The 25,190-nt window shown below is 55.8% G+C and carries 20 protein-coding genes; 12 read left to right on the forward strand and 8 right to left on the reverse strand.

Features of this window, described 5'->3' with window-relative positions:
* Positions 1-414 precede the first annotated feature (414 nt).
* On the forward strand, positions 415-1,563 hold the full coding sequence (locus M8318_RS05000; protein WP_262661189.1) for a hypothetical protein: 1,149 nt from the start codon (positions 415-417) through the stop codon (positions 1,561-1,563).
* A gap of 120 nt (positions 1,564-1,683) precedes the next feature.
* On the opposite strand, the gene sra is transcribed toward M8318_RS05000, so the two are convergent.
* The 3 genes from sra to M8318_RS05015 form a co-directional block, all read right to left on the reverse strand.
* Positions 1,684-1,821, reverse strand: a complete 138-nt coding sequence (gene sra, locus M8318_RS05005; protein WP_039028746.1) for a stationary-phase-induced ribosome-associated protein — start codon at positions 1,819-1,821, stop codon at positions 1,684-1,686.
* A gap of 79 nt (positions 1,822-1,900) precedes the next feature.
* Positions 1,901-2,116, reverse strand: coding sequence for a biofilm-dependent modulation protein (bdm, locus tag M8318_RS05010; RefSeq protein ID WP_106992870.1), 216 nt, complete (start codon positions 2,114-2,116; stop codon positions 1,901-1,903).
* Positions 2,117-2,258: 142 nt separating this feature from the next.
* The gene (locus M8318_RS05015; protein WP_262661190.1) at positions 2,259-2,780 is read right to left on the reverse strand and encodes a VOC family protein; all 522 of its coding nucleotides are present in this window, start codon (positions 2,778-2,780) and stop codon (positions 2,259-2,261) included.
* 133 nt (positions 2,781-2,913) lie between these two features.
* Between M8318_RS05015 and M8318_RS05020 the strand changes: the two genes are divergently transcribed.
* A complete protein-coding gene (locus tag M8318_RS05020) occupies positions 2,914-3,342 on the forward strand; it encodes an OsmC family protein (RefSeq protein ID WP_262661191.1) in 429 nt (142 codons plus the stop codon).
* A 107-nt stretch (positions 3,343-3,449) separates the two neighbouring features.
* Here the strand turns inward: M8318_RS05020 and M8318_RS05025 are convergent, their stop codons facing one another.
* A complete protein-coding gene (locus M8318_RS05025; RefSeq protein ID WP_262661192.1) occupies positions 3,450-4,430 on the reverse strand; it encodes a mannuronate-specific alginate lyase in 981 nt (326 codons plus the stop codon).
* Between the two features lie 153 nt (positions 4,431-4,583).
* Between M8318_RS05025 and M8318_RS05030 the strand changes: the two genes are divergently transcribed.
* The 5 genes from M8318_RS05030 to glgX all read left to right on the forward strand — a co-directional run bounded on the left by M8318_RS05030 (position 4,584) and on the right by glgX (position 14,166).
* Positions 4,584-5,801, forward strand: a complete 1,218-nt coding sequence (locus M8318_RS05030; protein WP_262661193.1) for a diguanylate phosphodiesterase — start codon at positions 4,584-4,586, stop codon at positions 5,799-5,801.
* A gap of 217 nt (positions 5,802-6,018) precedes the next feature.
* Complete coding sequence (locus M8318_RS05035) at positions 6,019-7,569, forward strand: methyl-accepting chemotaxis protein (protein WP_262661194.1); 1,551 nt, start codon at positions 6,019-6,021, stop codon at positions 7,567-7,569.
* Between the two features lie 203 nt (positions 7,570-7,772).
* On the forward strand, positions 7,773-9,545 hold the full coding sequence (gene treZ / locus M8318_RS05040; RefSeq protein ID WP_262661195.1) for a malto-oligosyltrehalose trehalohydrolase: 1,773 nt from the start codon (positions 7,773-7,775) through the stop codon (positions 9,543-9,545).
* Positions 9,545-12,061 (forward strand): malto-oligosyltrehalose synthase, encoded by a 2,517-nt coding sequence (gene treY / locus M8318_RS05045; protein ID WP_262661196.1) that lies wholly within the window; start codon positions 9,545-9,547, stop codon positions 12,059-12,061. The genes treZ and treY overlap by 1 nt, the downstream gene beginning before the upstream one ends.
* Before the next feature lie 29 nt (positions 12,062-12,090).
* Positions 12,091-14,166 (forward strand): glycogen debranching protein GlgX, encoded by a 2,076-nt coding sequence (gene glgX / locus M8318_RS05050; protein ID WP_262661197.1) that lies wholly within the window; start codon positions 12,091-12,093, stop codon positions 14,164-14,166.
* A 9-nt stretch (positions 14,167-14,175) separates the two neighbouring features.
* Here glgX and M8318_RS05055 read toward each other — a convergent pair whose 3' ends face one another.
* Positions 14,176-14,454, reverse strand: coding sequence for a VF530 family protein (locus tag M8318_RS05055; protein ID WP_106992861.1), 279 nt, complete (start codon positions 14,452-14,454; stop codon positions 14,176-14,178).
* 106 nt (positions 14,455-14,560) lie between these two features.
* On the opposite strand from M8318_RS05055, the gene M8318_RS05060 reads away from it, so the two are divergent.
* From M8318_RS05060 to M8318_RS05070, 3 genes are all read left to right on the forward strand, one after another.
* A complete protein-coding gene (locus tag M8318_RS05060; RefSeq protein ID WP_262661198.1) occupies positions 14,561-15,298 on the forward strand; it encodes a metallophosphoesterase in 738 nt (245 codons plus the stop codon).
* A gap of 68 nt (positions 15,299-15,366) precedes the next feature.
* Positions 15,367-16,623: an MFS transporter gene (locus M8318_RS05065; protein ID WP_262661199.1), complete on the forward strand. Its 1,257-nt coding sequence runs from the start codon at positions 15,367-15,369 to the stop codon at positions 16,621-16,623.
* Between the two features lie 71 nt (positions 16,624-16,694).
* Positions 16,695-17,282 carry a hypothetical protein gene (locus tag M8318_RS05070; protein ID WP_262661200.1) on the forward strand — a complete coding sequence of 196 codons (588 nt, stop codon included), beginning with the start codon at positions 16,695-16,697 and terminating at the stop codon, positions 17,280-17,282.
* A gap of 42 nt (positions 17,283-17,324) precedes the next feature.
* On the opposite strand, the gene M8318_RS05075 is transcribed toward M8318_RS05070, so the two are convergent.
* The 3 genes from M8318_RS05075 to M8318_RS05080 all read right to left on the reverse strand — a co-directional run bounded on the left by M8318_RS05075 (position 17,325) and on the right by M8318_RS05080 (position 22,684).
* Positions 17,325-18,665: a glycoside hydrolase family 10 protein gene (locus M8318_RS05075; protein WP_262661201.1), complete on the reverse strand. Its 1,341-nt coding sequence runs from the start codon at positions 18,663-18,665 to the stop codon at positions 17,325-17,327.
* Between the two features lie 297 nt (positions 18,666-18,962).
* Positions 18,963-19,664, reverse strand: coding sequence for a hypothetical protein (locus M8318_RS22675; protein WP_332018259.1), 702 nt, complete (start codon positions 19,662-19,664; stop codon positions 18,963-18,965).
* Positions 19,664-22,684, reverse strand: a complete 3,021-nt coding sequence (locus M8318_RS05080) for an NAD(P)-binding protein (RefSeq protein ID WP_332018260.1) — start codon at positions 22,682-22,684, stop codon at positions 19,664-19,666. The genes M8318_RS22675 and M8318_RS05080 overlap by 1 nt, the downstream gene beginning before the upstream one ends.
* An 882-nt stretch (positions 22,685-23,566) precedes the next feature.
* Between M8318_RS05080 and M8318_RS05085 the strand changes: the two genes are divergently transcribed.
* Both M8318_RS05085 and M8318_RS05090 read left to right on the forward strand, forming a co-directional pair.
* Positions 23,567-23,818, forward strand: coding sequence for a helix-turn-helix domain-containing protein (locus M8318_RS05085; RefSeq protein ID WP_106992856.1), 252 nt, complete (start codon positions 23,567-23,569; stop codon positions 23,816-23,818).
* Between the two features lie 29 nt (positions 23,819-23,847).
* Positions 23,848-25,140, forward strand: a complete 1,293-nt coding sequence (locus M8318_RS05090) for a type II toxin-antitoxin system HipA family toxin (protein WP_269468312.1) — start codon at positions 23,848-23,850, stop codon at positions 25,138-25,140.
* Positions 25,141-25,190: the final 50 nt, after the last annotated feature.

A 25,190-nucleotide genomic window follows, 5' to 3' on the forward strand; every position in this document is an offset into this window, starting at 1 on the left:
ATAGTGTCAGTTTGCCACGCTGGATAAGGGGGTTAGTGAAGGCAATCTGCTCAGGATTAATTGTGCCACGCGCTGATATTAAAAAGATCAGTTTTTATTATAATTAACCACCAATACATCACTCACAATTAATGTGCGAATTTACACGAGCTGTATTAAATAATATTATCATCAGAAGTATGAAGCTAGTCACAGTAATCGGACCTGTTAAGTCTCAATGTAATTGGCAGGAAATATAAGTGTTATCTTATGGTCATCAAAATAAAGCGGATAATTATCTTAATTATTTCTATCCTCATGGGGGAATTCATTCACGAATAAAGAGGTGAAAATATTTTACCTGACGAAATGCTATTTTTTAAATGATTTTACGGGCTGTATTTTATAGCAATTTAAACCAAAAGGAGTTTGAGAATGGCTGAAGTAGATAAGGCAATGCAAACGCTACAAAATATGTGGTATATGGCGGTAGTTAATGGCTTGGGGATGGACAAATCCTCGTTTATGTTGCTGCAATCCGGGACCCCGTTACCCTATACCACGGGCGAATTGTGGCAGGTAATAGACAGCCTCCCACCAAAAGCACTTACCACCGTTCTGTCTGTTGGGTCTCTCAATAGTTTCTATCAGAACTATGGCGGCCTGTTCAGCGCCGTCACGGCACCTGATAGTGATGATTTTAAGCGGGTTATGGGTGACTACCTGGCCAGATGGATGGACTACAAGAAGACCGTAACCCGCAGCGAAATAAAGGAAGGCGACGGGTGGTCGGGATTATTCGAGTTTTGGGCTAATCAGCATCTACCTGATAACGTGGCCGCGAAAGCTATTTCAGTTTTCAACAAGGATAAGCACAATATTGTCACGGGTGCTTCCGATAAATATTATAAAAACATCGATACTGACCACCCATTTGTACCTGGTACTTACCCTTTGTATAATATCCAGATCGGTGACATTACGGGTGGTGCCACTGCTCATGGGCCGAAAAAAGAGATTCATGTAAATAGTAAAACGTCATCTTCAGATGTGAGCAATACCTGGGCAAAAGGGGGAGTGAGTGGTTTCTTCAGCATATTCTCCCTCGGCGGCAACGGTAATTTCAGCAAAACCAGCAGTAAATTCACCAGCTCGGATTTCACTATTGATGCGACCTTCCAGCATGTGGTGACCATCCCGACGTTTAAGCCGGGTGACTGGTACAATTCAGCCTTGCTGAGTTATGCCCGTGCCAACAGGAATGTCTGGTCTGTCGGTAACCCTGTTACCTGGGAAAGCACGTTCGGGCCTGAGGGGAATTTACAACGCTACATCGAACAGTTGGTCATTGTTGATGGTATTGAGATCATAATGACATCAGATGCGACTTACACCGCAGCCGAGCAAATGGAGATTAATGGCCAGGCAAGAGGGGGAATATGGCCATTCTTCATGGCCAATGCCAGCGGTGGTCATGGTTCAAGCGTGCGCTTCGACGACAAAGGTAGGATGATAGTGAAAACCTCAAGTCCCGTGGGTAGCCCGGCCATCTTTGGTGCCAATGTGAAAACGTTTCCGGCCTGATTCTCGCCAATGCGCGCGGCTTATGGCGTAGCGAGGACAGGTGATATGGGGTGTGTTGTTTAGCATCCTGAAAAAAACACCACCGGTTTTGCCGGTGGTGTCAGTTATGCTTTAGCGAACTTACTTAGGTTCGTGGCGTTTTCTGCCGGTGGCGTTGGTGACCTGCGTTTCGCTGTCACCCTCAATCACCACTTTACGCTGGTTAGAGAGTTTGTAGTTCAGTCCCAGAATATGGCGTGCCTGACGGTTCGATTTCATATTAACTCCTCAATCCTGTTGATGTGATAAGGCGAACGAAATGTAACCCCTAAGGTTGCTGATCCAGCATAGCAGATTTTCAGAAACTGGCGTGCTGGCCGCTGACCACGTAGTTGATGGTCTGCTGGTAGATGTCACTGAGGATGTCATTATCTGAGGCTTCCACCCATTTGGTGAGTTCCATCAAAATGTCATCTTCGGTGACAGCGCCCAGTTCTGCGCGTAAACCCTGTGCAATTGCATTTACCAGCTCCGGCTGTGCGGATGGTGTGGTTGCTGAAGTATAAGTAAACATAGTGCCTCCGTGTCGTTTTCTATTTAGTGTTCCGGTTCGCAATGACGTAATGCACATTCAGAATGGCAAAATTTTATCGTGCTGTGTGTAAGACTCGTCCTGGAAATAAAAATATCATAATCTCTGTTCTTTTAAGGATATATCATGGCTTCCAGCGACGCAGGTCCGTGTATTTTTCATAAGGCATGGGCGAGGGCCAGGATATCAATTCAATCACGCTTCCCCAGGGCGTTTTACCGTAGCAAAAAGCATTGCCTTCTCCCTCCTCGGCCGGGAAGGAAAGGGGCTTAGGTTCGGTAAACATTTCGCCGCCCGCCGCCGTGAAGCGGGCTATCGCCTGTGCGAAATCATCCACATAGAGGGCGAAATGCTGCAGGCCAAAATCACTTGGCCGTGCCGGGGGTTGCTGCTCCGGGCCGTGCATTTCGAACAGTTCAATCCCGGGCCCGTAGGGCATGGCCAGCATGCGAATGGCGCGAACCTCTGTCCCGGGGAATAAGCGCAACGTCTCCTGCTGAGCTGCTGGATCGATATTCCCGTCGCCGGGCTCCACGGAACGATATATTTCTTTGGCGTTAAACGCCTGCTCAAAAAATAGCGTGGCCTGATTAATATCCGGTACAGTAATACCGATATGGTCGATACCTCTGACGGGTGAGTTCATTTTGTCCTCCTTTTAAAGATTCAAATATAGCAGGTGAATATCTGCGCAATGGGATGAGAATGTTCCGTCTTGGCCGCAAAGCGCGATCTCTCTTCTATACTTAACCCCTTGTAAGCCAAAAGGAGAGCAATTTATGACAATTCACAAGCACGGTTCGGCACATTGGTCTGGCGATATCAAACGCGGCAAGGGGACGGTTTCCACCGAAAGTGGCGTCCTTAATCAGCAACCTTACGGCTTTAATACCCGCTTCGAAGGGGAAAAGGGCACCAACCCGGAAGAGCTGATTGGCGCGGCACACGCGGCCTGTTTCTCAATGGCGCTGTCTCTGATGCTGGGTGAGTCCGGCTACACCGCCGATTCCATCGACACCACCGCCGATGTGTCGCTGGATAAAACCGACAGTGGCTTTGCCATCAGCAAAATTGCATTGCAGAGTAAAGTGACCGTCCCGGGCATTGACCCGCAGCAGTTTGACGGCATCATCCAGAAGGCCAAAGCCGGGTGTCCGGTGTCGCAGGTGTTGAAAGCTGAAATCATCCTCGACTACACCCTGAACTAAATCCTGCACTGATCCTTTCGCCGGGCGCCATGCCCGGCTATCCCTTTACCTCCTCCGATGCCGTCAGCTTTATCAATGCCACCGAGCTGTTCGTGGATGGCGCAGATTTAACGCTGATAGAGCAGGGTGAGATTGCCGCCGAGGCGGCGATCCTCTGCTGGACGGCTGGCTTGCAGGCGTGACAGCGTGACTGAATCGCAGTGATTCATGGCGCACCAGGGCTCCAGCCATACCAGATGTGCCTCATTCTGTCGCAACACATACCCCGCCAGCCGCGCCAGCGCACCATTGTTTTCCTTTGTCACATCCACCTGATTGGCTCTGGCGAAACTGGCGATCATCACCAGCGGCTGCAGGGCATAATTATGGTAGAATTGCGCCCGCTCGCCGCGGCGCTGTTCATTTGCCAGCGTGCCGTCGGCAGCAATTTGCCCCGCGGCGATGCGGTACTCTTTTAACGACCAGTCAAATAGATCCCGCCGGTCGAGCGCCACGGCGCTGGCCATCACCGCCCATGCTGCCCAGTAGCTGTGATTATTGGTGCTTTTCAGCGGCAGGCCGTCCCACTCCTGTACCACCCGATCCGCCAGCTGGCCCAGCCAGCGTTCAATGTCCTGTTGTCCGACAAAGGATGTACCCGGCGTAAACTTCAGCTCCAGCCAGCTGCTGGCCAGCGTCGCCAGCGCCCATTTGCGCATGGCGCGACCGGTGTGGCTGGTCTCCCCGGAGAGCAACGCATCTGCTTTAGCCCAGGCCGCGTAGCCGTCCAGAATACATTCCAGGGTGTGCGGATCCCCGCTCTGTTTATAGCGCCACACCATCGTCGAGATCCCGCGTTCAAAGTCGACGACAGGTTTGATTGCCGTGCGATATGCCTGTTCGGCCTGCGGATTGAGGGTGGCGCGGGCGCTATCGGACCCCTCATATTTACTGCGCAGCGTCAGTGGGGCGGTATAGGGCGCGGGCAGGGGAACGCAGCCACCTTTTCCCGTGTGCGGTAGCAGCTGGGTAAAACCGGCGGGTGGCACCAGCGGAGCGGCGAGGGCGTACACCGGTAAACAGAGCAACAGCCGCAGCGTACGTTTCATTTTCATCTCCGCCAGAATTAAACATTCATATTGATTATTTTTGAGCCGAATCGCTTCTTTCCTGATATATCCTTTTAATACTATTAGTCGATAAATGTAATTTATGTTAAACAATAGTTTATAAGGCCTAACACTCTATCGGGAACAATGACTGTGCTGACGACACTCATTTACAAAAGCCAGTTAAATCCATCCTGCAAATCTATATCCCTCCTCACACTTGTTGAAAAGGCCAGGAAAAACAATACCGCGCTGGATGTCACGGGTATTTTGCTGTTTAACGGTCATGATTTTTTGCAGATCCTCGAAGGCTCTGAAGAGGTCATTGAGACCTTGTTCGCGAAGATCGGCCAGGACAAGCGCCATGACAGCGTGGTGGAGTTGATGCGTGATTACGGCCCGCGCCGCCGCTTTGAAAATGTTGGTATGCTGCTGTTCGATTTGCGGATCGACACGCCAAAATCGGTGCTCTCATCGGTATTGCGTTACAGCAAGCTGGATAATTATCTGGCGGCGGAAGACCGGGTCTTTAAATTTATTAAGACGTTTATCACGCAGCCCAAAAGAACGTCGGGCGGATCTCAGTTCCGGCCGGAGAGGTGGACACTGGCCGCGGAGCATAATCCCTTTGGCGATGCCATCGCCGGGCTGATTGATAATCAGGTCTGTCAGTTTGCCCTGCAGCCCATCGTGCAACCCACCGAGGGCAAAATTTCCTCGCTGGAGGCGCTGATCCGCAGCAACGACGGCGGGAGCCCCGAGCGCTTTTTTAGCACCCTCGATCAGGACAAAGTCTACGAAGTTGATCTGCTGACCAAGGCATACGCCTTTGCGCTGGCAGAAAAGATTGGCATTGGCGATCATAAAATTGCCATTAACCTGCTGCCGATGTCGCTGGTCAATGTGCCCGGCGCCGTCGATTTTCTGATGGATCAGATCCTCGCCCACCGGCTACAGCCGGAACAGGTGGTGATTGAAGTCACCGAAAACGAAATGATCTCCGGCTTCAACCAGTTCAACAGCGCCATCAAGCAGTTAAGGGCGGCGGGAATTGGCCTGGCAATTGATGATTTTGGCTCAGGCTATGCCGGGCTATCGCTGCTGACCCGCTTCCAGCCGGATAAACTGAAAATCGATCGTGAGATTGTCAGCAACATCCATTTAAGTGGCCCGAAGCAGGCGATTGTGAAGTCGATCATCAGCTGCTGCACCGATATGGAGATTGCGCTGGTGGCAGAAGGCATTGAAAAAATTGAAGAGTGGTGCTGGCTGGAGTCGGCAGGTATCAGACGTTTTCAGGGCTTTTTATTCGCCCGACCCAAATTAAACGGTGTGGGCGAAATTCACTGGCCGCAATTTCACCACGCTTAATCTTTAGACGATTAACTCTGCAGCACATAATCACCCGCTAAACAGATAAAAAATTTCCATCAATGGCAGGGCCATAATATCAGGTCCTGCTGTGCAATGTGATGATTTAAATAACTATTCACAGCATTATTAATATCCCTATAAATAAATAACTTTAATTCAATATTAAGGGGTGGATGCCGATAACACTTCAGACCGTTTTATTTCTGAGGTAGTTATGTCGTTAAAAAAGTCGTCTCTTGCCATTCTGCTAGCCCTGCTGTTTTTCTTTGTTGCCAGTGCCGCCAGTAATGTCTGGCTGGCCATTAAAAGCAATGATTCTCTGGATAACGTGAATAAAGAAATTCAGGTGGTGTTATCCATTATCGATCCCATTAACCACAGCCGTACCCTGCGCGTGCGGGTCATGGAGTACATGAAGCAGGTGGAGAGCGGTGACACAGCCGGTCTCGCGGAGAAGCTGGACTCGGTGAAGCTGGCGCTGACCAAAGCGGATGGCGCATTCGCCGCCTTCAATGCCGCGCCGCGTCTGCCGGATGAAGCCCCGTTAGTGCAGGCCTATGATGATGCCTGGCTCGCTTACCGCAATCAGGGGCTGTCGCCGCTGATCGACGCGGCCTCGGCGCAGGATGCGGCAAAATTTGATGCCCTGATCCCGCAGATTTCCCGTCTCGACCGTCAGTATGAAATCGTCCTCGATCAGGTTCTGACGGTGCATCAGACATACGCGAAGCAGCTTAATGACGATGCGCGGGCGCATTTCGCCTCTGGGTTAACCATTATTGCCGCCTTTGCCGCGCTGTTTGTGGTGGTGATTATTGGGGTGAGCGTTCTGATGAAGCGCTTTGTTTTTGCCCCGATTAACCTGGCCCGGGAACACTGCAGCCAGATCGCCGCCGGTCAGCTGACGGAAGCCGTACCGCAGAAGGCGGGCTCGAACAATGAAATCGATCTGCTGATGGGCTCGATGGAGCAGATGCGTCTGGCCCTGCTGGATACCATCTCCCAGGTGCGTGAAGCCTGCCGTACCGTTAATTACGCCTCGCAGGAGATCGCCTCCGGCAACATCGACCTCGCGTCACGTACCGAGCAGCAGGCGTCAGCCCTGACGGAAACAGCCGCCAGCATGGAACAGCTGAGCGCCACGGTCGCCAATAACACCGACAATGTGCATCAGGCCGGTAAGCTGGTGCAGGATGCGGTGAACAATGCCCGCACCGGGGAGGCGGTAACCCGCGAGGTGATCGAGACCATGAACACCATCGCCGCCAACTCCCAGCGTATCGAAGATATCACCAGCGTGATCAACAGCATCGCCTTCCAGACCAATATCCTGGCCCTGAACGCCGCGGTTGAAGCCGCTCGTGCCGGCACCCAGGGCCGCGGTTTTGCGGTGGTGGCGACTGAAGTGCGTACCCTGGCGCAGAAGAGCGCCGTGGCGGCGAAGGACATTGAAAACCTGATTGCCCAGTCGGTCTCCAGCGTCAAAAACGGTTCGCAGCTGGTGAATCGTTCCGGAGAGGTGATTCATGCCATCATCAGTTCGGTCAATAAAGTGAATGCGCTGATGGAGCAGATCTCGGTGGCGTCGGAAGAGCAGAGCCGCGGCATCGGCCAGGTCGGCCAGGCGGTGACCGAGATGGACGGTGTGACCCAGCAAAACGCCGCCCTGGTGCAGGAGTCCGCCGCCGCGGCCGCCTCGCTGGAAGAGCAGGCGAAACACCTGACCCAGAGCATCGCCAGCTTCAGACTGCCGGAATCGGCATAACGCGCAGTTCGTAGGCCGGGTAAGGCGCAGCCGCCTCCCGGCAATACCCACCGTACCCTTCGCAGTGACCCATCTCACATTAATTTCCTGGTCTATGCTTGATGTTCATGCGCGGTTTAACACCAGCGCATTTTCTCTTTTTCCCTCTGCTTAGCGATAAACGCCGGGCAACCCGAGGATCATGGGTCAAACGAGGTGGTGGAATGACTGCTAAATCTATTAGGTATTGGGGTTGTGAATATAGCGATGCGAACAGCGTTCGCTTTCATCTGTGGGCCAGCGGTCAGCAGCAAATTTCCCTGCGCCTGAACGACGAAACACTGCCGATGAACCCGACCGGCGACGGCGGATTTGAACTGACGGTCAACAACGTTGCCCCCGGTTCAGCGTACAGCTTTATCCTGCCTGACGGCACAACGGTGCCCGATCCGGCTTCACGCGCTCAGCAAGGGGACGTTAACGGCCCGTCGCTGGTGTGCGATCCTCACCGCTATGTCTGGCGCAACACCCACTGGCAGGGCCGGCCCTGGGAAGAGAGCGTGGTCTATGAGCTCCATATCGGGACCTTTACCCCCGAGGGCACCTTCCGCGCGGCCGCCGACAAACTGCCGTATCTGGCCTCGCTCGGCATTACCATGATTGAGCTGATGCCGGTCTCCCAGGCCGGGGGCAATCGCGGCTGGGGCTACGACGGGGTTCTGCTGTATGCCCCGCACAGCGCCTACGGCACGCCGGACGAGCTGAAAGCCTTTGTCGATACTGCCCATGGGCTGGGGCTGTCGGTGGTGCTGGATATCGTCCTTAACCATTTTGGCCCGGAGGGTAACTATCTACCGAAACTGGCCCCGGACTTTTTCCATCCGGAACGCATGACCCCGTGGGGGAACGGCATTGCCTATGACCTCGCCCCGGTGCGTCAGTTTATTGTCGAGGCGCCGCTGTACTGGCTGACGGAGTTCCACTTCGACGGCCTGCGCTTTGACGCTATCGATCAGATTGAAGACTCCTCCGACACCCACGTGTTGATTGAGATCGCCACCCGCATCCGCGCCGCCATTACCGACCGGCCGGTGCATCTCACTACCGAAGACAGCCGCAACGTGGTGTTTCTCCATCCGCGAGAGGACGACGGCAGCGTGCCGCTGTTCACCGGGGAGTGGAATGATGACCTGCACAATGCCGTCCACGTGATGGCCAGCGGGGAAACCCACGCCTGGTACCAGGATTTTGCTGAAAAACCAGAGCAGTGGGTGGCAAGGGCGCTGGCTGAAGGCTTTTCTTATCAGGGGGAACGTTCCCCTCAGACCGGCAAGCCCCGGGGAGTGAGCAGTATCGCTCAACCGCCAACTGCCTTCGTCGATTTCATCCAGAATCACGATCAGGTCGGTAATCGTGCTCAGGGCGATCGCCTGTTGAGCCTGATTGGGGAGGCGCGCACGCGGGTGCTGATGGCCGCACTGCTGCTCTCGCCGCACATCCCCCTAATGTTTATGGGCGAGGAGTTCGGTGAAACCCAGCCGTTCCTGTTCTTTACCGATTTCCACGGCGATCTGGCCCGCGCGGTGCGGGAAGGGCGCGCGAAGGAGTTCAGCGATCATGACGAGACGGTGCCGGATCCCAACGCGCCGGAGACCTTTGCCCGTTCGAAACTGAACTGGGACAAACTCAATCAGCCTGATGGTCAGAACTGGCTGCGCTTTACCCAGCAGCTGTTGCAGCTGCGCCAGCGGGCGATTGTCCCGCTGCTGGCCGGCGCACAGGGCGGTACCGGCCGGGTGCTGAAAACCGCGCCGGGCTGCGTGGTGGTGAGCTGGGCATTTACACAGGGCACGTTGTCGCTGGCATTTAATACGGGTGACCAGCCTCAGGTGATGCCCGATATCGCAGGTGAAACGCTGTTTGCCTGGCCGGAAGGCCGCACGGAGCTGCTCGCGAACACCGTTATTGTACGTTTTGCACAAGGAGAACCAACCTGATGATCCCCACAGCGACCTGGCGTATTCAGTTTCGCAATGGCATGACCTTCGATCGTGCCGCCAGTCTGGTGCCGTATCTGCAACAGCTCGGTATCAGCCATCTGTATGCTTCTCCAGTTTTCACCGCCGCCCGGGATTCGACGCACGGTTATGACGTCACCGATGCTAACGAGATTGACCCGTCTCTCGGCGGCCGCGCCGGATTTGATCGGATGGTCAGCGCCCTGAAGGCAGCCGGACTGGGGTTGATCCTCGATATTGTGCCGAACCACATGTCCACCTCGCTGGAAAATGGCTGGTGGCGGGATGTGATTGAGCATGGGGAGAAGAGCCGCTACGCCCGGCATTTTGATATCGACTGGTCCCGGCGGCTGACGCTGCCGTTTCTGGGGGATGATTTTGATGTCGTGCTGGCCAACGGCGAAATTAGCGTCCGGCGTGACCCCGAAACCGGTAAACCGGCGCTGGCTTATTTCGACACCTTCTACCCGCTGACCCCCGAGAGCTGGGAAGGGCGGGAAGAGGAGGTGCTTAGCCTTCGCGATCCGGCAGCCATTACGAAGCTGCACGACCAACAGCCGTGGCGGCTCACCAGCTGGCGCGATGCTCCGCGCGATCTCTCCTGGCGACGCTTCTTCGAGATCACCGGTCTGGTGGGCGTGCGGGTTGAGGACGATGCGGTATTTGATGACAGCCACAGGCTGATCCTTGAGCTGGTGCGTTCGGGGGCGGTGGACGGGCTGCGAATCGATCACGTGGACGGCCTTGCCGACCCGCGTGGCTACCTGCAACGTCTGCGGCAGGAGGCGGGGCCCGACTGCTATATCACGGTGGAGAAGATCCTCAGTAAAGGCGAGAACCTGCCCAAAGACTGGCCGATCTCCGGTACCACTGGCTATGAATTTATCGCTTCGCTGTCGGAAGTGCTGATTGACGATGACAAAATCGACGGTCTGCGCCAGGCCTATGACAGGGTCATGGGCCGCCCGGTGGATATGGATGCCGAACTGCGCGACGCCCGCCTGCTGATGGTGGACCGAAACTTCGCCGGGGAGTTTTCCACGTTGCTGAAGCTGGCGGCAAATCTTGCCCGGACCGAAGGCGTAAACCTGGAAGAGGAACCTCTGCGGCTGGCGCTGCGCGAGCTGCTGGTGGCTTTCCCGGTATACCGTACTTACGGCACGGCACAGGGGATGTCTGCCGCGGATATCCGGCTGCTGAACAACGTCGTGGCGACGATTGAGGCCGATCCCGACGCCATTGCACTGCTGATGCGCATTCTGACCGGCGAGCTCTCTGCGGAGGCGCGTGATACCGCCACGAATTTCCGTACCCGTTTCCAGCAGCTGACCGGGCCGCTGATGGCGAAATCGGTGGAGGACACGCTGTTCTTCCGTCAGCACATGGATCTGGCCCTCAACGAGGTGGGAGCCGAACCGGTACCGCGCGCCTTCTCGCTGACGCGTTTCCACACCGAGATGGCCGCACGGCGGGATCGTCAGCCGGACGCGCTCTCCGGCACCTCAACCCACGACACCAAGCGCGGGGAGGACGCCCGCGCCCGGCTCTATTCCCTGACCGAAGCGCCGGAGGTCTGGGCCGAGTGCGTGACCCGCTGGCAGCAGCTGAACCAGACTCATGTCCGCTTCCTGAATGACGGTACAGCACCGCGCGCCGCCGATACCTGGATGCTCTATCAGGCGCTGGCGGGGGTCTGGCCGCCGGAGCTGGATACGCAGGATGTAGCGGGGCTGAAGGCACTGGAAGCGCGTTTCCTCGCCTTTGTGGAGAAGGCGCTGCGCGAGGCCAAGCTGCGCACCGACTGGGTGGACAGCAACGAAGCCTATGAGACGGTGGTGCTGGAGTACGCCCGCCATCTGCTGTCCCCGGACAATCAGGATTTCTTGCAAGACTTTACCTCCTCGCTGCGGCCGTTCATTCGCGCCGGGCTGGTCAACAGTCTGAGCCAGACGGTGATTAAACTCACCGCTCCGGGCGTGCCGGATGTCTATCAGGGCAGTGAGGGGCTCAACTTCAGCCTCGTCGATCCGGATAACCGCCGCGAGCCCGATTTCGATCAGCTCCGCCAGCAGATGGCAACGGCGGATCGGCAGATTGCTATACGCGAAACAAGCTGGCTGGATGGGCAGCTGAAGCTGTCCGTTACCCGCACGCTGCTGCATCTGCGCCAGCGCAAACCGGCGCTGTTCCGTTTGGGTAGCTATATGGCGCTCCTGACCCGTGGCGAACGGGCGGATAAGGCGATTGCCTACGCCCGCGTTGATGACGACGACGTGTTGATCGTAGTGGCACCGCGGCTGGCTCTGGCGAATGCCGCCCAGGCGTTTCCGGTAACCGGAGCGGCCCTGTGGGGAGCGACAGAGGTGGTGCTTCCTCCCGAGCTTGCCGGACGCAGCTACCGGGACTGTTTCAGCGGTGAAACCCTGACGTTGGGCGAAAGCCTGCAATTGAGTGATGCACAGGATTGCTGGCGGGTGTTACTTGCCTGCGGCTAATGATTATTACTGTTCGAGGGAAAGACGTTATGGCATATGACAAAATTTATGAAATTCAGCCGGGGCAGAGTTATCCCCTTGGGGCGAATTACGATGACAAAGGGGTAAATTTTGCCCTCTTTTCGGCCTGCGCCGAACGCGTTGAGCTGTGTCTGTTTGACCCGAGTGGTAAATCTGAAATTGCCCGTCTGGAGTTACCGGAGTACACCGATGAAGTCTGGCATGGCTACGTCCCGGATCTGAAACCGGGGGCGCTGTACGGCTATCGTGTGTATGGTCCTTACGATCCGGAAAACGGGCACCGTTTCAATCCGCATAAGCTGCTGATTGACCCCTATGCAAGGGCGCTGACCGGGGAGCTTATCTGGAACCCTTCCCATTTTGGCTATGAGCTGGGGCATGAAGAGCTCGATCTCAGCTTTGATACCCGGGACAGCGCGCCCTATACCCCGAAATGTCGGGTCATCGACCCGCGGGTGTTTGACGGGCAGGATCCGCATCGCCCGGCGGTGCCGTGGTCCAGCACCATTCTGTATGAAACCCACGTGAAGGGCTTTACCCAGCTCAACCCGGCGATCCCGCCTGAACTGCGCGGCACCTTTGAGGGGATGGGGCATAAAGCCACGGTGGACTACATCAAAAGCCTGGGTGTCACTTCCGTTGAGCTGCTACCGGTGCACGCGTTCCCGGACGACCAGCATCTGCTTGAGCGGGGACTGAAAAACTTCTGGGGCTATAACACCCTCAACTTCTTCTCCCCGGCGTCGCGCTACGGCGGCCCGAACGGTATTCAGGGCTTCCGCGATATGGTGCGCGCTTTCCATGATGCCGGTATCGAGGTGATCCTCGACGTGGTTTATAACCACACCGCCGAGGGCAACGAGTTAGGCCCGACACTGTCGTTCAAGGGGATCGACAACTTCTCTTATTACCGCACTATAGCCGGGCAGCATCGCTACTACGTGAACGATACCGGCACCGGCAATACGGTGAATACCTCGCACCCGCGTGTGCTGCAGATGGTGATGGACTCCCTGCGCTACTGGGCGGAATCGATGCATATCGACGGCTTCCGCTTTGACCTTGGCACCATTCTCGGGCGCGAGCCGGAAGGGTTTGACCAGCGCGGCGGCTTCTTCGATGCCATGATGCAGGATCCGACCCTCTCAAAGCTGAAACTGATTGGCGAACCCTGGGACATTGGCCCTGGTGGCTATCAGGTAGGGGGCTTCCCGCCGGGCTGGGGCGAGTGGAATGATAAGTATCGCGATACCGTGCGGGAGTACTGGCGCGGGGATAACGTGTCGTCAGATTTTGCCGCGCGTCTGCTCGGCTCCGGGGATCTGTATGACCAGCGCGGGCGTCGCCCGTGGGCGAGCATCAACTTCATTACCGCCCACGACGGTTTCACCCTCAACGACCTGGTCTCCTTCAATGAGAAGCACAACGAGGCGAACGGCGAGGATAACAACGACGGCCACAATGATAACCGGTCATCGAATTATGGCGCTGAAGGTCCGACCGATGACGAGCAGATCAATGCGATTCGCGAACAGCAGAAACGTAACCTCCTGACCACGCTACTCTTCTCCCACGGCACGCCGATGCTGCTGGCCGGGGATGAGTTTGGCCGCAGCCAGTTGGGTAATAACAACGGCTACTGCCAGGACAGCGAGATCAGCTGGGTGCACTGGGAAAATCTCCCGGAAACCGCCGATGCGCTGCGCAAATTTACCCGTCATCTTATCGAGTTGCGCACCAGTCAGCCGCTGCTACGCCGCGAGAGCTGGCGTGACGGGATGGAGATCACATGGTTCAATGCCGGCGGCGGGCCGCAGCTGCCAGAGCACTGGGACGAGGGGACTACGCTTGGGCTCTATCTCACCCGGCCCGATCTGCATGGGCAAAAGGGGATCTGGCAAGAGGTGCTGCTGTTAATCAATCCGTACGAAGGGGAGGTACCGTTCCGTATCCCGGAATGCGGTGAAGCGGGCTGGGTGCTGGAGCTGAGTACGGCAGGGGATGAGGACCTGGGGCAGTCGGTGAGCCCGGATACTGATTTTCCGCTGCCAGGCCGCAGTATCGTGCTGTTACGGCGGCCATAACGCGGGGCGTTACTTATTGGCCCGCGCTCTGTCCCACGGGCTGGTGGATTCAGCGTCAGTCGGCGCGGGATCCTCCAGCGAGTCCAGATAGAGGGCTTCGACTTCGGCGCGGGCCCACGGGGTACGGCGCAAAAACTTGAGGCTGGATTTGACGCTGGGATCGCTGTTAAAACAGTTGATTTTAATCAGCTTTCCCAGCTGCACCCAGCCGTAACGCGCCACCAGGGCATTGATCTGCATCTCAAGCGTGACGCCATGCAAAGGATCTTTCGAAGGGTGAGCTGTCACAGGCATCCTTTTATTATCTGGAAAGGGGCGGAAAGCGGGGAAGGTTACAAGAAAAGCAGGGGGCCAGCAAGCGCCTTAACGGGCTCCCGATCCTAAGGAAAACGCGATGTTGATAGCCCAGGTTTCAGATATTCACGCCGCTCCCGACAACGATCATCTGGCCCGCTTTGACCGGGTACTCGGGTGGCTGGCACCACTCCAGCCTGACGTGCTGGTGCTTTCCGGGGATTTGACCGACGACGGCTGGCTTGAGGGGTATCAACAGATCGCTGCCCGTCTGGGTGAGATGCCTTATCCTTCCGTAATACTGCCGGGTAACTCAGACGATCGTCGTCTGATGCGTTCGGTATGGGGAGAGGACGCCTGGGCGAAGGATGCCTGCGACGGCGCGCTGCATGCCGTTTATAAGGTTGATGGTCTGCGTCTGATTGGGCTTGATTCAACGGTGGAAGGGCATGAGCACGGTTCTCTGACGGACCATTCTGGCTGGCTGGAGATCCAGCTAAACCGGGCCGACGCTTTGCCATCGATACTGTTCCTGCATCATCATCTTTTTGCCTCCGGAATACCGCCCCTGGATCAGGCCCTCTGCAGGGGAATTGATCGTCTGGAAGATATCATCAGCAGCGCTGTGACCAGACCGCTTGCCATTGCTTCAGGGCACGTACACAGACCAATAGCAGGAATGTTTGCGGGCATTCCGGCACATATTTGTGCCTCCGTGTGTCCGGCCAATCCGGTCTGGTTTGGTACCGATTGGGTTCCTCCCGCTGAGGATGCGCCGGGTCTGATGATCCACCGTTACGTGAATAGTGTGTTGACCAGCCATCATGTGAGGGTTTAACCGCCCAGGATGTTTTTGAAACGCCGTTCCTATATACTCTCTCTCCCGATTCCGCAGCTATTGACCCGATGAAAACAGATCATAAAAACCGTTGTGCCTTTCACTTCTCCGCTTTCCGCAATCTGTTTGCCGCCCGCTTCCTCACCGTGCTGGGCAATGGCATTGCCCCCATCGCGCTGGCTTTTGCGGTCCTGGATATTGGGGGATCGGTCTCTGATTTAGGTATCGTTGTCGCGTCCCGGTCAGTCTTCAACGTGCTGTTCCTGCTGCTGGGCGGTGTACTGGCGGACCGCTATTCCCGCAGCCTGGTGTTAGTTTCGTCTTCGCTGGTGGCAGCTGGTTCGCAGGCGATGGTGGCCTGGTCGGTACTGGACGGCTCCGCCACGGTGTTCGGGCTGGCCTTACTGGGGGCGCTCAATGGCGCCGCCGCCGGGATCGCCTTGCCGGCTTCGTCGGCGCTGATCCCTCAGACGGTTCCCGCGCAGAAATTGCGTGAGGCTAACGCCTTTCTGCAGGCCGGTATTTACGGTGGAACGGTGATCGGCGCGTCGCTGGGGGGCATTCTTATCAGCTACGTCGGCCCGGGCTGGGGGCTGGCCATTGATGCGCTGGGCTTTGCCGCCGCCGCGCCGCTCTACTCTTTGATCCGGGTGACGCGACTGGATGCCGGGACACCGCAAAGCAATATCCTGCAGGACCTGAAAGAGGGATGGAAAGAGTTCGCCAGCCGGGCCTGGGTATGGGCTATCGTTGTTCAGTTCACCATTATTAACGCCGCCTTCAGTGGCGTGATGATGGTGCTCGGGCCGGTGATTGCGGATGCCTCTTTTGGGCGGGCGCACTGGGGGATGATTATTGCGTCCCAGAGCGTGGGCCTGATCGTCGGCTCATCTCTCGCCCTGCGCTGGCGTCCGCGTCGCGACCTCTTTATTGGGGTCATGCTGATGTCATTCTGCGCCTTACCCATCTTCATGCTCAGCCAGCTTGCCTCAACATCCTGGCTTATTGCCGCATTCTTTATGGCTGGCGTTACCTTTGGTCTGTTTGGCGTGGCCTGGGCCCAGTCGCTGCAAACCCACATTCCCCCGGAAAAGCTGGCGCGTGTCTATGCCTATGATGCGGTGGGGTCGTTTGTGGCCATTCCCGTCGGTGAGCTTATCGCTGGCCCGCTGGCGATCCAGTACGGCACCAGTAACGTGCTGTTGGTATCCGCCGTTGCGGTAGTGATCGCCACGGCAGGGGCCTGCCTGGTGCCGGCTATCAGACGGCTCGAGAGTGGTTCTCAGGTGACTTCGCGCACTATTGCCCCGGAAAACCACCCGTAGGCCGGGCAAGCGCACTTGGTTGAAGGAAGGGGCTGTATGCCCCTTTACTGCGGTTTTGGCCAGGTGAATCAATGGCTTCTTTCAATGATCAAACCGGAAAGGTAAATTTGACGGAAATTATTAGTAAGGCAAATATAAAGATGTTCAGAACGTACGCTGTTATCTCACTTCTCCTGGCCCCAACTGTTGGTCTCGCGGCCTCGCATGAAGAGATATTGCGCTTAAATGCCGTACAAAATCCCAGTACTCAGGTTATTTGTCATGTTCCGCTGAATATTGCCGCCGATCAGAATTCCGTCACCGTGGATTATAAAAACAGCATGACAGTGATCGCTAATCAGGGTGACACCCGGCTATATCAGGTCATCACAACCTTTATCCCCAATGGCACAACCACCTCTGTGCTCACCCAACGCTATAAACTCAGCGTCATTACGGACGAAACGGGACAGACGCATAAAATCGATCCCGATAGCGTCAGCGTGACCAGCCCCAGTTCAGCGGAGTTAGCCCGCACTAATGAAGACCAGCTCCGCAATGGACCCGCAAGTTATCAATCTGACAGCATGGTGACGGTGACTGATTTCCCGAACTTCACGATTCAGGGATATGATTACGGTCCCGTCACCGAATGTACTGTTTTGCCTGTGAAGGGGTAAATAAGCGCCCGGCATGTTATTCCTGAACGCGCAGGGCATTAACTACGACCCCCAGCGGGTTCGCAGATACCGCACCGCCTCCTGCGCTTGAGGCTGATTCAGGTTGTTCTCTCGGAACAGGATAGTGCCGTCGATCTGCGGCTCGGATTCGTTAAGATCCAGCTGCTTTTTCAGCTCAGGCACGCCGCCTTGTACCGTCCAGTCAGGCTCTTTGCTCGACGGTTCGCCCACCTTATACAACGCGACACCAATATAGAGGCGGGTATGGGTTGGTTTCACCACGCCAGCCCACCATTTTGCCAGCACGTCATAGCGCGCCGCATCGCGGGAAAACGGCCAGTAGATCTGCGGGGCGATGTAGTCCAGCAGACCCTGCTGCACCCAGCGTCGGGTATCGGCAAAAGACTCGTCGTAGGCTGCGGCGCCCCTTGTGTCGGACCCTGACGGATCGTGAGAGCGGTTACGCCATACTCCTGCAGGACTCACGCCAAACTCAACGTTGGGGTTGATCTGCTTAATGGTCCGCGACACCTGGGTAATCAACTGCTGGGTATTATCACGTCGCCAGTCAGCTTTCGAGTCAAAACTCTGCCCATACCGACGGTATGTCTGGTTATCGTTAAGCGTTGAGCTCGGGGATTCCGCATAGAAGTAGTCATCAAACTGTACGCCGTCCACCGGGTAGCGTGATACCACTTCGGCCACGATGCTGGTGATCCAATCCCGGGCCTCCGGAATACCAGGGTCGAGAACATAACGATCGCCTGCGGTGCGGATCCACTCCCGATGCAGAACAAATACGCTCGGCGGGTTGAGCGACAGGGTGCGGTTCAGCTCCGCGACCGTGCCGGGTTTAGTGTTGGTCGAGACGCGGTAAGGGTTAAACCAGGCATGGACCTTCATCCCACGCTTGTGCGCTTCATTGAGCATAAACTGCAGCGGGTCGTAGCCCGGATCTTCCCCGATTTTGCCGGTCAGCATATCCGACCATGGCAAAATCTTTGATGGCCATAACGCCGTGCCGTCCGGTTTGACCTGGAAAAACACGGTGTTAATCCCGAGACTTTTCAGGTTATCCAGCTTATCGGTCAGCGCCTTTTGCTGCATCGCGATCCGCGATGCGGCAGGGCGACCGTTCACCGACTCCAGCGGCGGCCAGTCGAGACGAGAGACGGTCGTCAGCCAGACGCCGCGCACCGGTTCATGGCGCGTACTTTTATCCGGCAGCGGATGTTTCGCCACCGGCGGCAGCGGGGTGACCAGTGATTTGGGTGGGGTAGAGCTGCAACTGACCAGTAATAACGCCCAGGCGATCAGCGCGCCGGAGCGTTTAAGGTGGGTAGCAAGCTGAGAATGACGTGAGCAGGCGATGATAGACTCCATTTCTACAGTGTGTCGCCGGGAACATTTATTTTGGTTCTATTCGGGGGTAAGTCAATTCTTAACGGTTATTACATCACATCGTTGCACGCCTTCAGCAGGCTGGTGGTCTCATAACCGATCGGCGGGAGTCGTGCAACGCTAATTAGTTACAACATACAATACTATAATTACGCTATAGCACCTTAACATTGTGCCCGTTTGCTATCGCTTAGCAGAAAAGCGGGGCCGTTTGCGACCGACGTAGGACCAATACGTTAGCGCAAACGGCGACGGCTGAACAGGTGAATGATCTTACCGTCAGGAAACAGAATGCCGGTAAGCCGATCCCCTGACTTTCTCAACGGCCGCTTTCCCGGCGATAAACGCATGGTCCGAATTGTAGTATTCCCATTCGCTGTAACGTCCGGCCAGGGTGATGCCATGCAGCAACAGCCATTTGCGGATCGTTTCTACGTTCTCCTTCCTGCTCTGATCGTAAATCACGTAGGCGTAAGGGATATCAATTTGGTTGGCGGTGATAATCTCATCCTCGGCCGAAATGATGCCGGATTCGATGCACTCCTTAATGCAGCGGTCGATCAGCGCCTGGCCATCGACCGGCAGCGGTTTATCCGGAGAGTAACTGATTTCGCAGGTCAGGCCGCAGCTGCCGGGTGGACTGCAGAAGGGACTGGCGTTGCCCTGAACAAAAATGCGGTGGAATACCGTCTTACCGGCGTAGTAGATCCAGTGTTTGTCGGTAAGATTGTCGCGGCCAATCCCCAGATTGACGCAGCGAACCGAGACGTGGCGCAGGCCTTTCGCTGCCTTACGGACTTCTGGCGGCACTTCATCCCCCATCAGGCGAATCAGTTCCGGCAGCACCAGGGTGCTGATCATCCGTTCGTAGCGATACTGACGTCCATCTGCGAGGGCAACAATATGCTGATTGGCGTAGATTTTACTGACTTCAGCCCCGGTCTCGATCCGTCCTTTGATGTGCGGCAGGAACCCGTTCATCAGCGCCTGGAAACCACCCTGTAGCGGATAACCGAAGCGGGCATTTGACCCATCGGCTTCGCGGTCTCGTTCAGGGCGCCCTCGATAATCTGCTCCAGGTCGGGCAGGGGGACGCGACCACCCAGCCAGGATGTCTCCATTTCGGACAGCGGTACCGTCCAGAGCTTTTTGTTATAAGGAATAGCAAAATGCCGGGCGATCCCCTTGCCCCATGTCTCATAGATGAAGGCTTCAAAGCTGCCTTTGCGAGGGGCCTTTTCTGCCGGGTCGGCGCTGATGTAGTCCGGCACCGCGCCATCGGCACAGCAGTCGTGGTGATGTTTGCCCTGACCGGTTTTCTCTGCGCAGTTCGTCATGCTCTGTACGTCAGAACCAGTTCCGTAGCGCGCCTCGATGGCCCCCAGAATGCACTCTTTGACAACCGTGGCCGGCAGACCGTAAAGCGATCCCTGGAAGGGGTAGCGGGTATAGACGCCGTCGGTATAGACCCAGGCTTCGCGGATCTGCCAGTGGATATTATCCCCCAGTAACGTCTTGTACAGCGCCAGCACCTCTTCGTCCGCGGAAAACATAATGTGGCCCGCATAGTCGAAGGTAAAACCTTTGTCCTGAATCGAGCGGCAGAGCCCTCCAACCGTGCTATTGCGCTCAAGCAGCGTTGCCCCTTCGCCATAGTGATAGGCCGCGCTCAGACCGGTGGGTCCGGCCCCGAGAATCAAACACTTTTCGGTTTCCGTATGGGCCTGTTTCGCTGGGATCAGGCGTAAAACCGGCTCGGAAGTGGCCTCCTCAGGGTTGCTATCCGCTGCGTTGACCGTCGCAGCGGAGGCATCAAGATAGTGTGAAAATGCGCGCTCAATCAGCTCGTGCATGCTCTGCACGGTTTTATCCCAGGAGGTGCTGGCGATAATACGCTGCATCATCTGCTGCTGCACTTTTCGGGTCTCTTCCGGCAGCGCCAGCGCCTGTTCACAGGCGGCGATAAATTTAGCCTGGTCGTGAGCGACGGCTACCACGTGGCTATAGGGTTTTTCGACATCGGCAATGGCGGTGCTCACCACCGGAAGCTGCGCGGCCATGTACTCGAGCACTTTCGTCGGGCTAATAAAACGCGTGGATTCGTTCAGCGCGAACGGCATCAGGCACACATCCCAACCGGCAAGGAACTGGGGCAGCGCCTGATACGGCTGCATGCCGGGATAATGGATGTTGCTACGTCTGGGCAGGGTGGCGGGGTCAATCTTCACCACCGGGCCGACCATTACGATTTGCCACTGCGGATGCGAATCCGCCAGAGCGGCAATCAGTGATAAATCCATCCGTTCATCAATGACCCCGTAATACCCCAACCGCGGATGCGGAATGTCGTCCTGCAGCGGGTGATGATTCCCGCGATCCAGCGCCTGTTCAAAATGGACCGCATCGACGCTACTGGCAAAACAGTGAATGTTCGGGTGACGTCCTTTTCTTGCCTCATACAGGCTTGGGCCGCCGGTAAAGACAATATCCGCCCGGGTCAGGAGGGCTGACTCACGTTGCAAAAGCTGGCGGGGGGCTTTCTCAAAGGCGGCAAGCTCATCCATGCAGTCGTAAATCACGATCGCCGGGGTAAATACCTTCAGCAGCGGAAGCGCCATCGGTGTGTAGAACCAGACCACCGGGGTTTCATCCGGCTCCCGAAGCTCTGTAAGAAGCGTTTCCAGAAAAGCAATCTGCTCGTCATGGAATCCTGGCGTCGTTGACGGGGTGTGCGGCTGAACAACGGTGACGTTCGGTGCGGGCCGGGAGAGCTTCAGCTCAGGTTTGTCCGCTGAATACAGCGGCTCTTCGATAAAGACGATGTGATAGTGCTGGGCAAGACGTGTCATCAGATGCTGTGGACGCTGAAAGACAAAGTCCCAGCGCAGGTGACTAAACACATAGATTTTTTTCATATCTGATACCTCTGTGCCGTTGCAGGTAAAGGCGCCTGATGGCTGTTGAAAATATTCCAGCCGGGACTGGGTTTGCTTAAGCGCGCGTGCATAAACGGTATTAAGATGTCGCTCTTTATCCGGGGAGATGTCCCATAAACCGCAGTGATGCCAGACGGCATTATTTTCCCAGTCGGGGCGGTCAATAATGGGGTAAAGACAAATTCCGGAGAGCTCAACGCCCGCCAGCTGAGCCTGAGCCACCTCAGAGGCGACGTCGTTAATCCAGGCTCCACGTCCACTGCCAACATGGCTTGTTTCGGCAAGCAGAATAGGGCGGTGATAGCGTTCATAAAGTTCCTGCAACATCTCGTGTAATCGTCGTCGGCGGCGATCGCCAAGATGCCAGGGAAGGCGCTGGTTGTTTCCCGTTATCCACTGGTTGTCGTGGTAATAATTGGCCCCGATTAGATCCAGATAACGCGGGTGGCCACCCAGTTCCGGCTCATGCCGTCCCGCTAACATGTCCCACGCCTGGAACTGCGCGGTACGCAGTGCCTCGGTTTCATCTTCGGTCGTGGGGTCGTCGTCGGGAGAAATCAGATGAACAATTGGGTCGCAGTGCAAAATTCTCGCCCGGGGATCGGCCGCCCAGATGGCATCGCAGGCAGCCAGGGTGGCGCGAACCAGTTGCCGTTTGATTTGTATACCGTTCATCTCTTCAGGAAGGGCGGCAGGAAACAGGCCCACGGCAATACCCCAGGCGGTGAAGGAGATTTCGTTGACCGGGGAATAGACCGGCGGCTCCTGATACCAGGGGCGCAAAAAGGCGGCCAGCGCGCCGCACAGCCGGGCGAAACGCGCCACAAATTCATCTGAGAAAAAATCGACATCGTCCGGCCAGCCGTAATGGCAAATCGTCCAGCAAATCTGGATACCGTTCTCCTTGGCCGACACCATTTTTGCGGTCACAGCGCTAAAGTCGTAACCGCCTGATTTATCAGTCTGTCGCCAGCCAACGCTCTCCCTGACCGTGGCGATATTAAAAGTGCTAAGTGCCCTGTAATCATCGTGATGCTTGCTGTCATGGCCCGTTGCATGATCCATGGATAGTGCATGACCTTGCCGTGTAACAAAATCCGCACCCTCAAACCCCGCCTGCCAGAATGAGTGAAAAATAGGCATCTCACTGCTCCCATATGGATAGTGCAAATCAATAAAAAACAAACCGGCATGGTATTTAAATGGGAAAATTAATTATCCCTTTCAGGGTTCAATACTCGGCAGAATAATAAGAACCTCACTACGTTTTACTTCAAGTCCAGGCATATTTATCCCCTCCACTTATTTGATTAAACGCGAAACAGAGTCAAAAAAAAACCACCCGGAAGTACCAGGTTTTTTTCAACATCCCTTGCAGAAATAAGTGCGAACCAGCTTTACCGCTCTCTTATCTTTAAATCATAGACGGGAACGCGGATGAACAGCGGGGTCTTTTAATGGGGCGTCGGTTTCGGTTTCTAAAAAGATGATTAAAATCATTGGTGGATAGCGATGCTTTTTTTACATTTCACGCTTCGGTTAAGCGACATTATTTTTTATTGTCCGTGTAAAGTGCCTGATGCCGGTACGTTAGTTTTCCGTCACCACGTGTTTTACACATCTAAATTAACGAGCCGGCAAGTAAGCCTTTATGGTTAATTATTATTGGTGGGTTCTAATTTCGAGGAAATATAAAAGCAAGCACCTTTAAAGCACAATAAATAAATAGCACCAATATAAGCTATACTTGTAGTTACAACATACAATATAACTCTTTTAAATCTATACCTCAGCATGGTGCTCATTAACAGAGTCTGGCAGAACAACAGGGCGGGAGCGGGCACGTATCCTTTTCAGGGGATAAATTGCACTTATCCCCTGAAGGGGTTATTCTCATTTTATCCCCTACAGGGGATTTTCTCAAAATATTCGCTATGGGGGATAATCATGAAAGTGACATCAGCAGACGCTCTGGCACAGGCCGTCCGGGATCAGCGTAAGGTCAATAAGTTAACCCAAACGGCGACGGCTGAACAGGTTGGCATCAAACAAACCACCGTATCGGATTTCGAGAACAAACCGGGCTCAACCAAGCTGGAAACCTTGTTCAAAATTCTCGCGGCGCTGGATCTGGAGCTGCACGTGGTGAAACGCGGTGCTTCGCTTCCGGATAACAACGCCTGGACGAAGGAGTGGTAAGGGTGCGCGCACAACGTCTGACTGTCGCGATGAATGGCGACGTGGTAGGTACGCTGCATCGCGACGGCAGCGGGGCGATGTCATTTCAGTATGCCCCGGAGTGGCTGGCAGAGCCCGGTTCACGCGGAATTTCCCTCTCACTGCCGCTGCAGCACGGCAGGATCAAAGGCGCGCAGGTCTTTAATTTTTTCAGCAACCTGCTGCCTGACTCCGAGGCGATCATTGCCCGGATGCAGGCCCGTTTCCAGGTTGAGACCGCCCATCCCTTTGATCTGCTTGCCAGCGTCGGGCGGGACTGCGTCGGCGCTATTCAGCTCTATCCGCCCGGGCAGGAGATCCCCCCGGTAATGGATATGGTGGCTGAACCACTGGATGATGAGCAGATTGCCGCGCTTCTCGACGGGTATCAGATGGCACCGCTGGGGATGACAGAGGAGGAGGCCGATTTCCGCATTTCGCTGGCCGGGGCGCAGGAGAAAACGGCGCTGCTGTGGTATCAGGATCGCTGGCAGCGGCCCCAGGGGAGTACCCCAACCAGCCATATTTTCAAGTTGCCGATCGGCAGAATTGAGCAGAACAACATCGACCTGAGCGAAAGCTGCGAGAACGAATGGCTGTGCCTGCGCATCGCAAAAGCCTTTGGTTTCCCCGTTGCGCATGCCGAAATGGCGCGGTTTGGCGGCAAAAAAGTGCTGATTATCGAGCGTTTCGATCGGCGCTGGGGCCGTAGCGGCTGGCTGATGCGTCTGCCGCAGGAGGATTTTTGTCAGGCCCTGGGCGTCTCACCGGCGCTGAAATATGAGTCGCATGGTGGGCCCGGGATCGCCGACGCCATGAAGCTGCTGCTTGGTTCGCGCCTGGCGGGACAGGATCGCGAGATGTTCTTTAAGACGCAGATCCTGTTCTGGATGCTGGCCGCTATTGATGGCCACGGTAAGAATTTCAGCCTGTTTATTGAGGCGGACTCCTCATTTCGCATGACGCCGCTGTACGACGTGATCTCCGCGTTTCCGCTGTTCAAGGCCGGGGGGATCCCCATCAAAAAGGCCAAGATGGCGATGGCGTTGCAGGGTAAGAACCGGCAGTACCATTTCGCGATGATCCAGCCGCGTCACTTTATCAGCACCGCGGCCTTTGCAGGCTTTTCGCAGGAGGCTGCCCGCCGTTTGATGACGGAAATGGCCGATCGCACCAACGAGGTTATCGCCTCCGTCAGGGCAGAACTGCCGTCAGATTTTCCGCCGCAGGTGAGCAAGGCTATTTTCGACGGTCTGGCAAGCCAGGCGGCAAGGATAGGGCGTTTCAATGGGTTGGCCACGTAATCCCAATGGATATCGGTACCAAAAATGGTAGGCAATTGAGATATATTTAC

The sequence above is a fragment of the Leclercia tamurae genome (assembly GCF_025566055.1).
GTDB lineage: Bacteria > Pseudomonadota > Gammaproteobacteria > Enterobacterales > Enterobacteriaceae > Enterobacter > Enterobacter tamurae.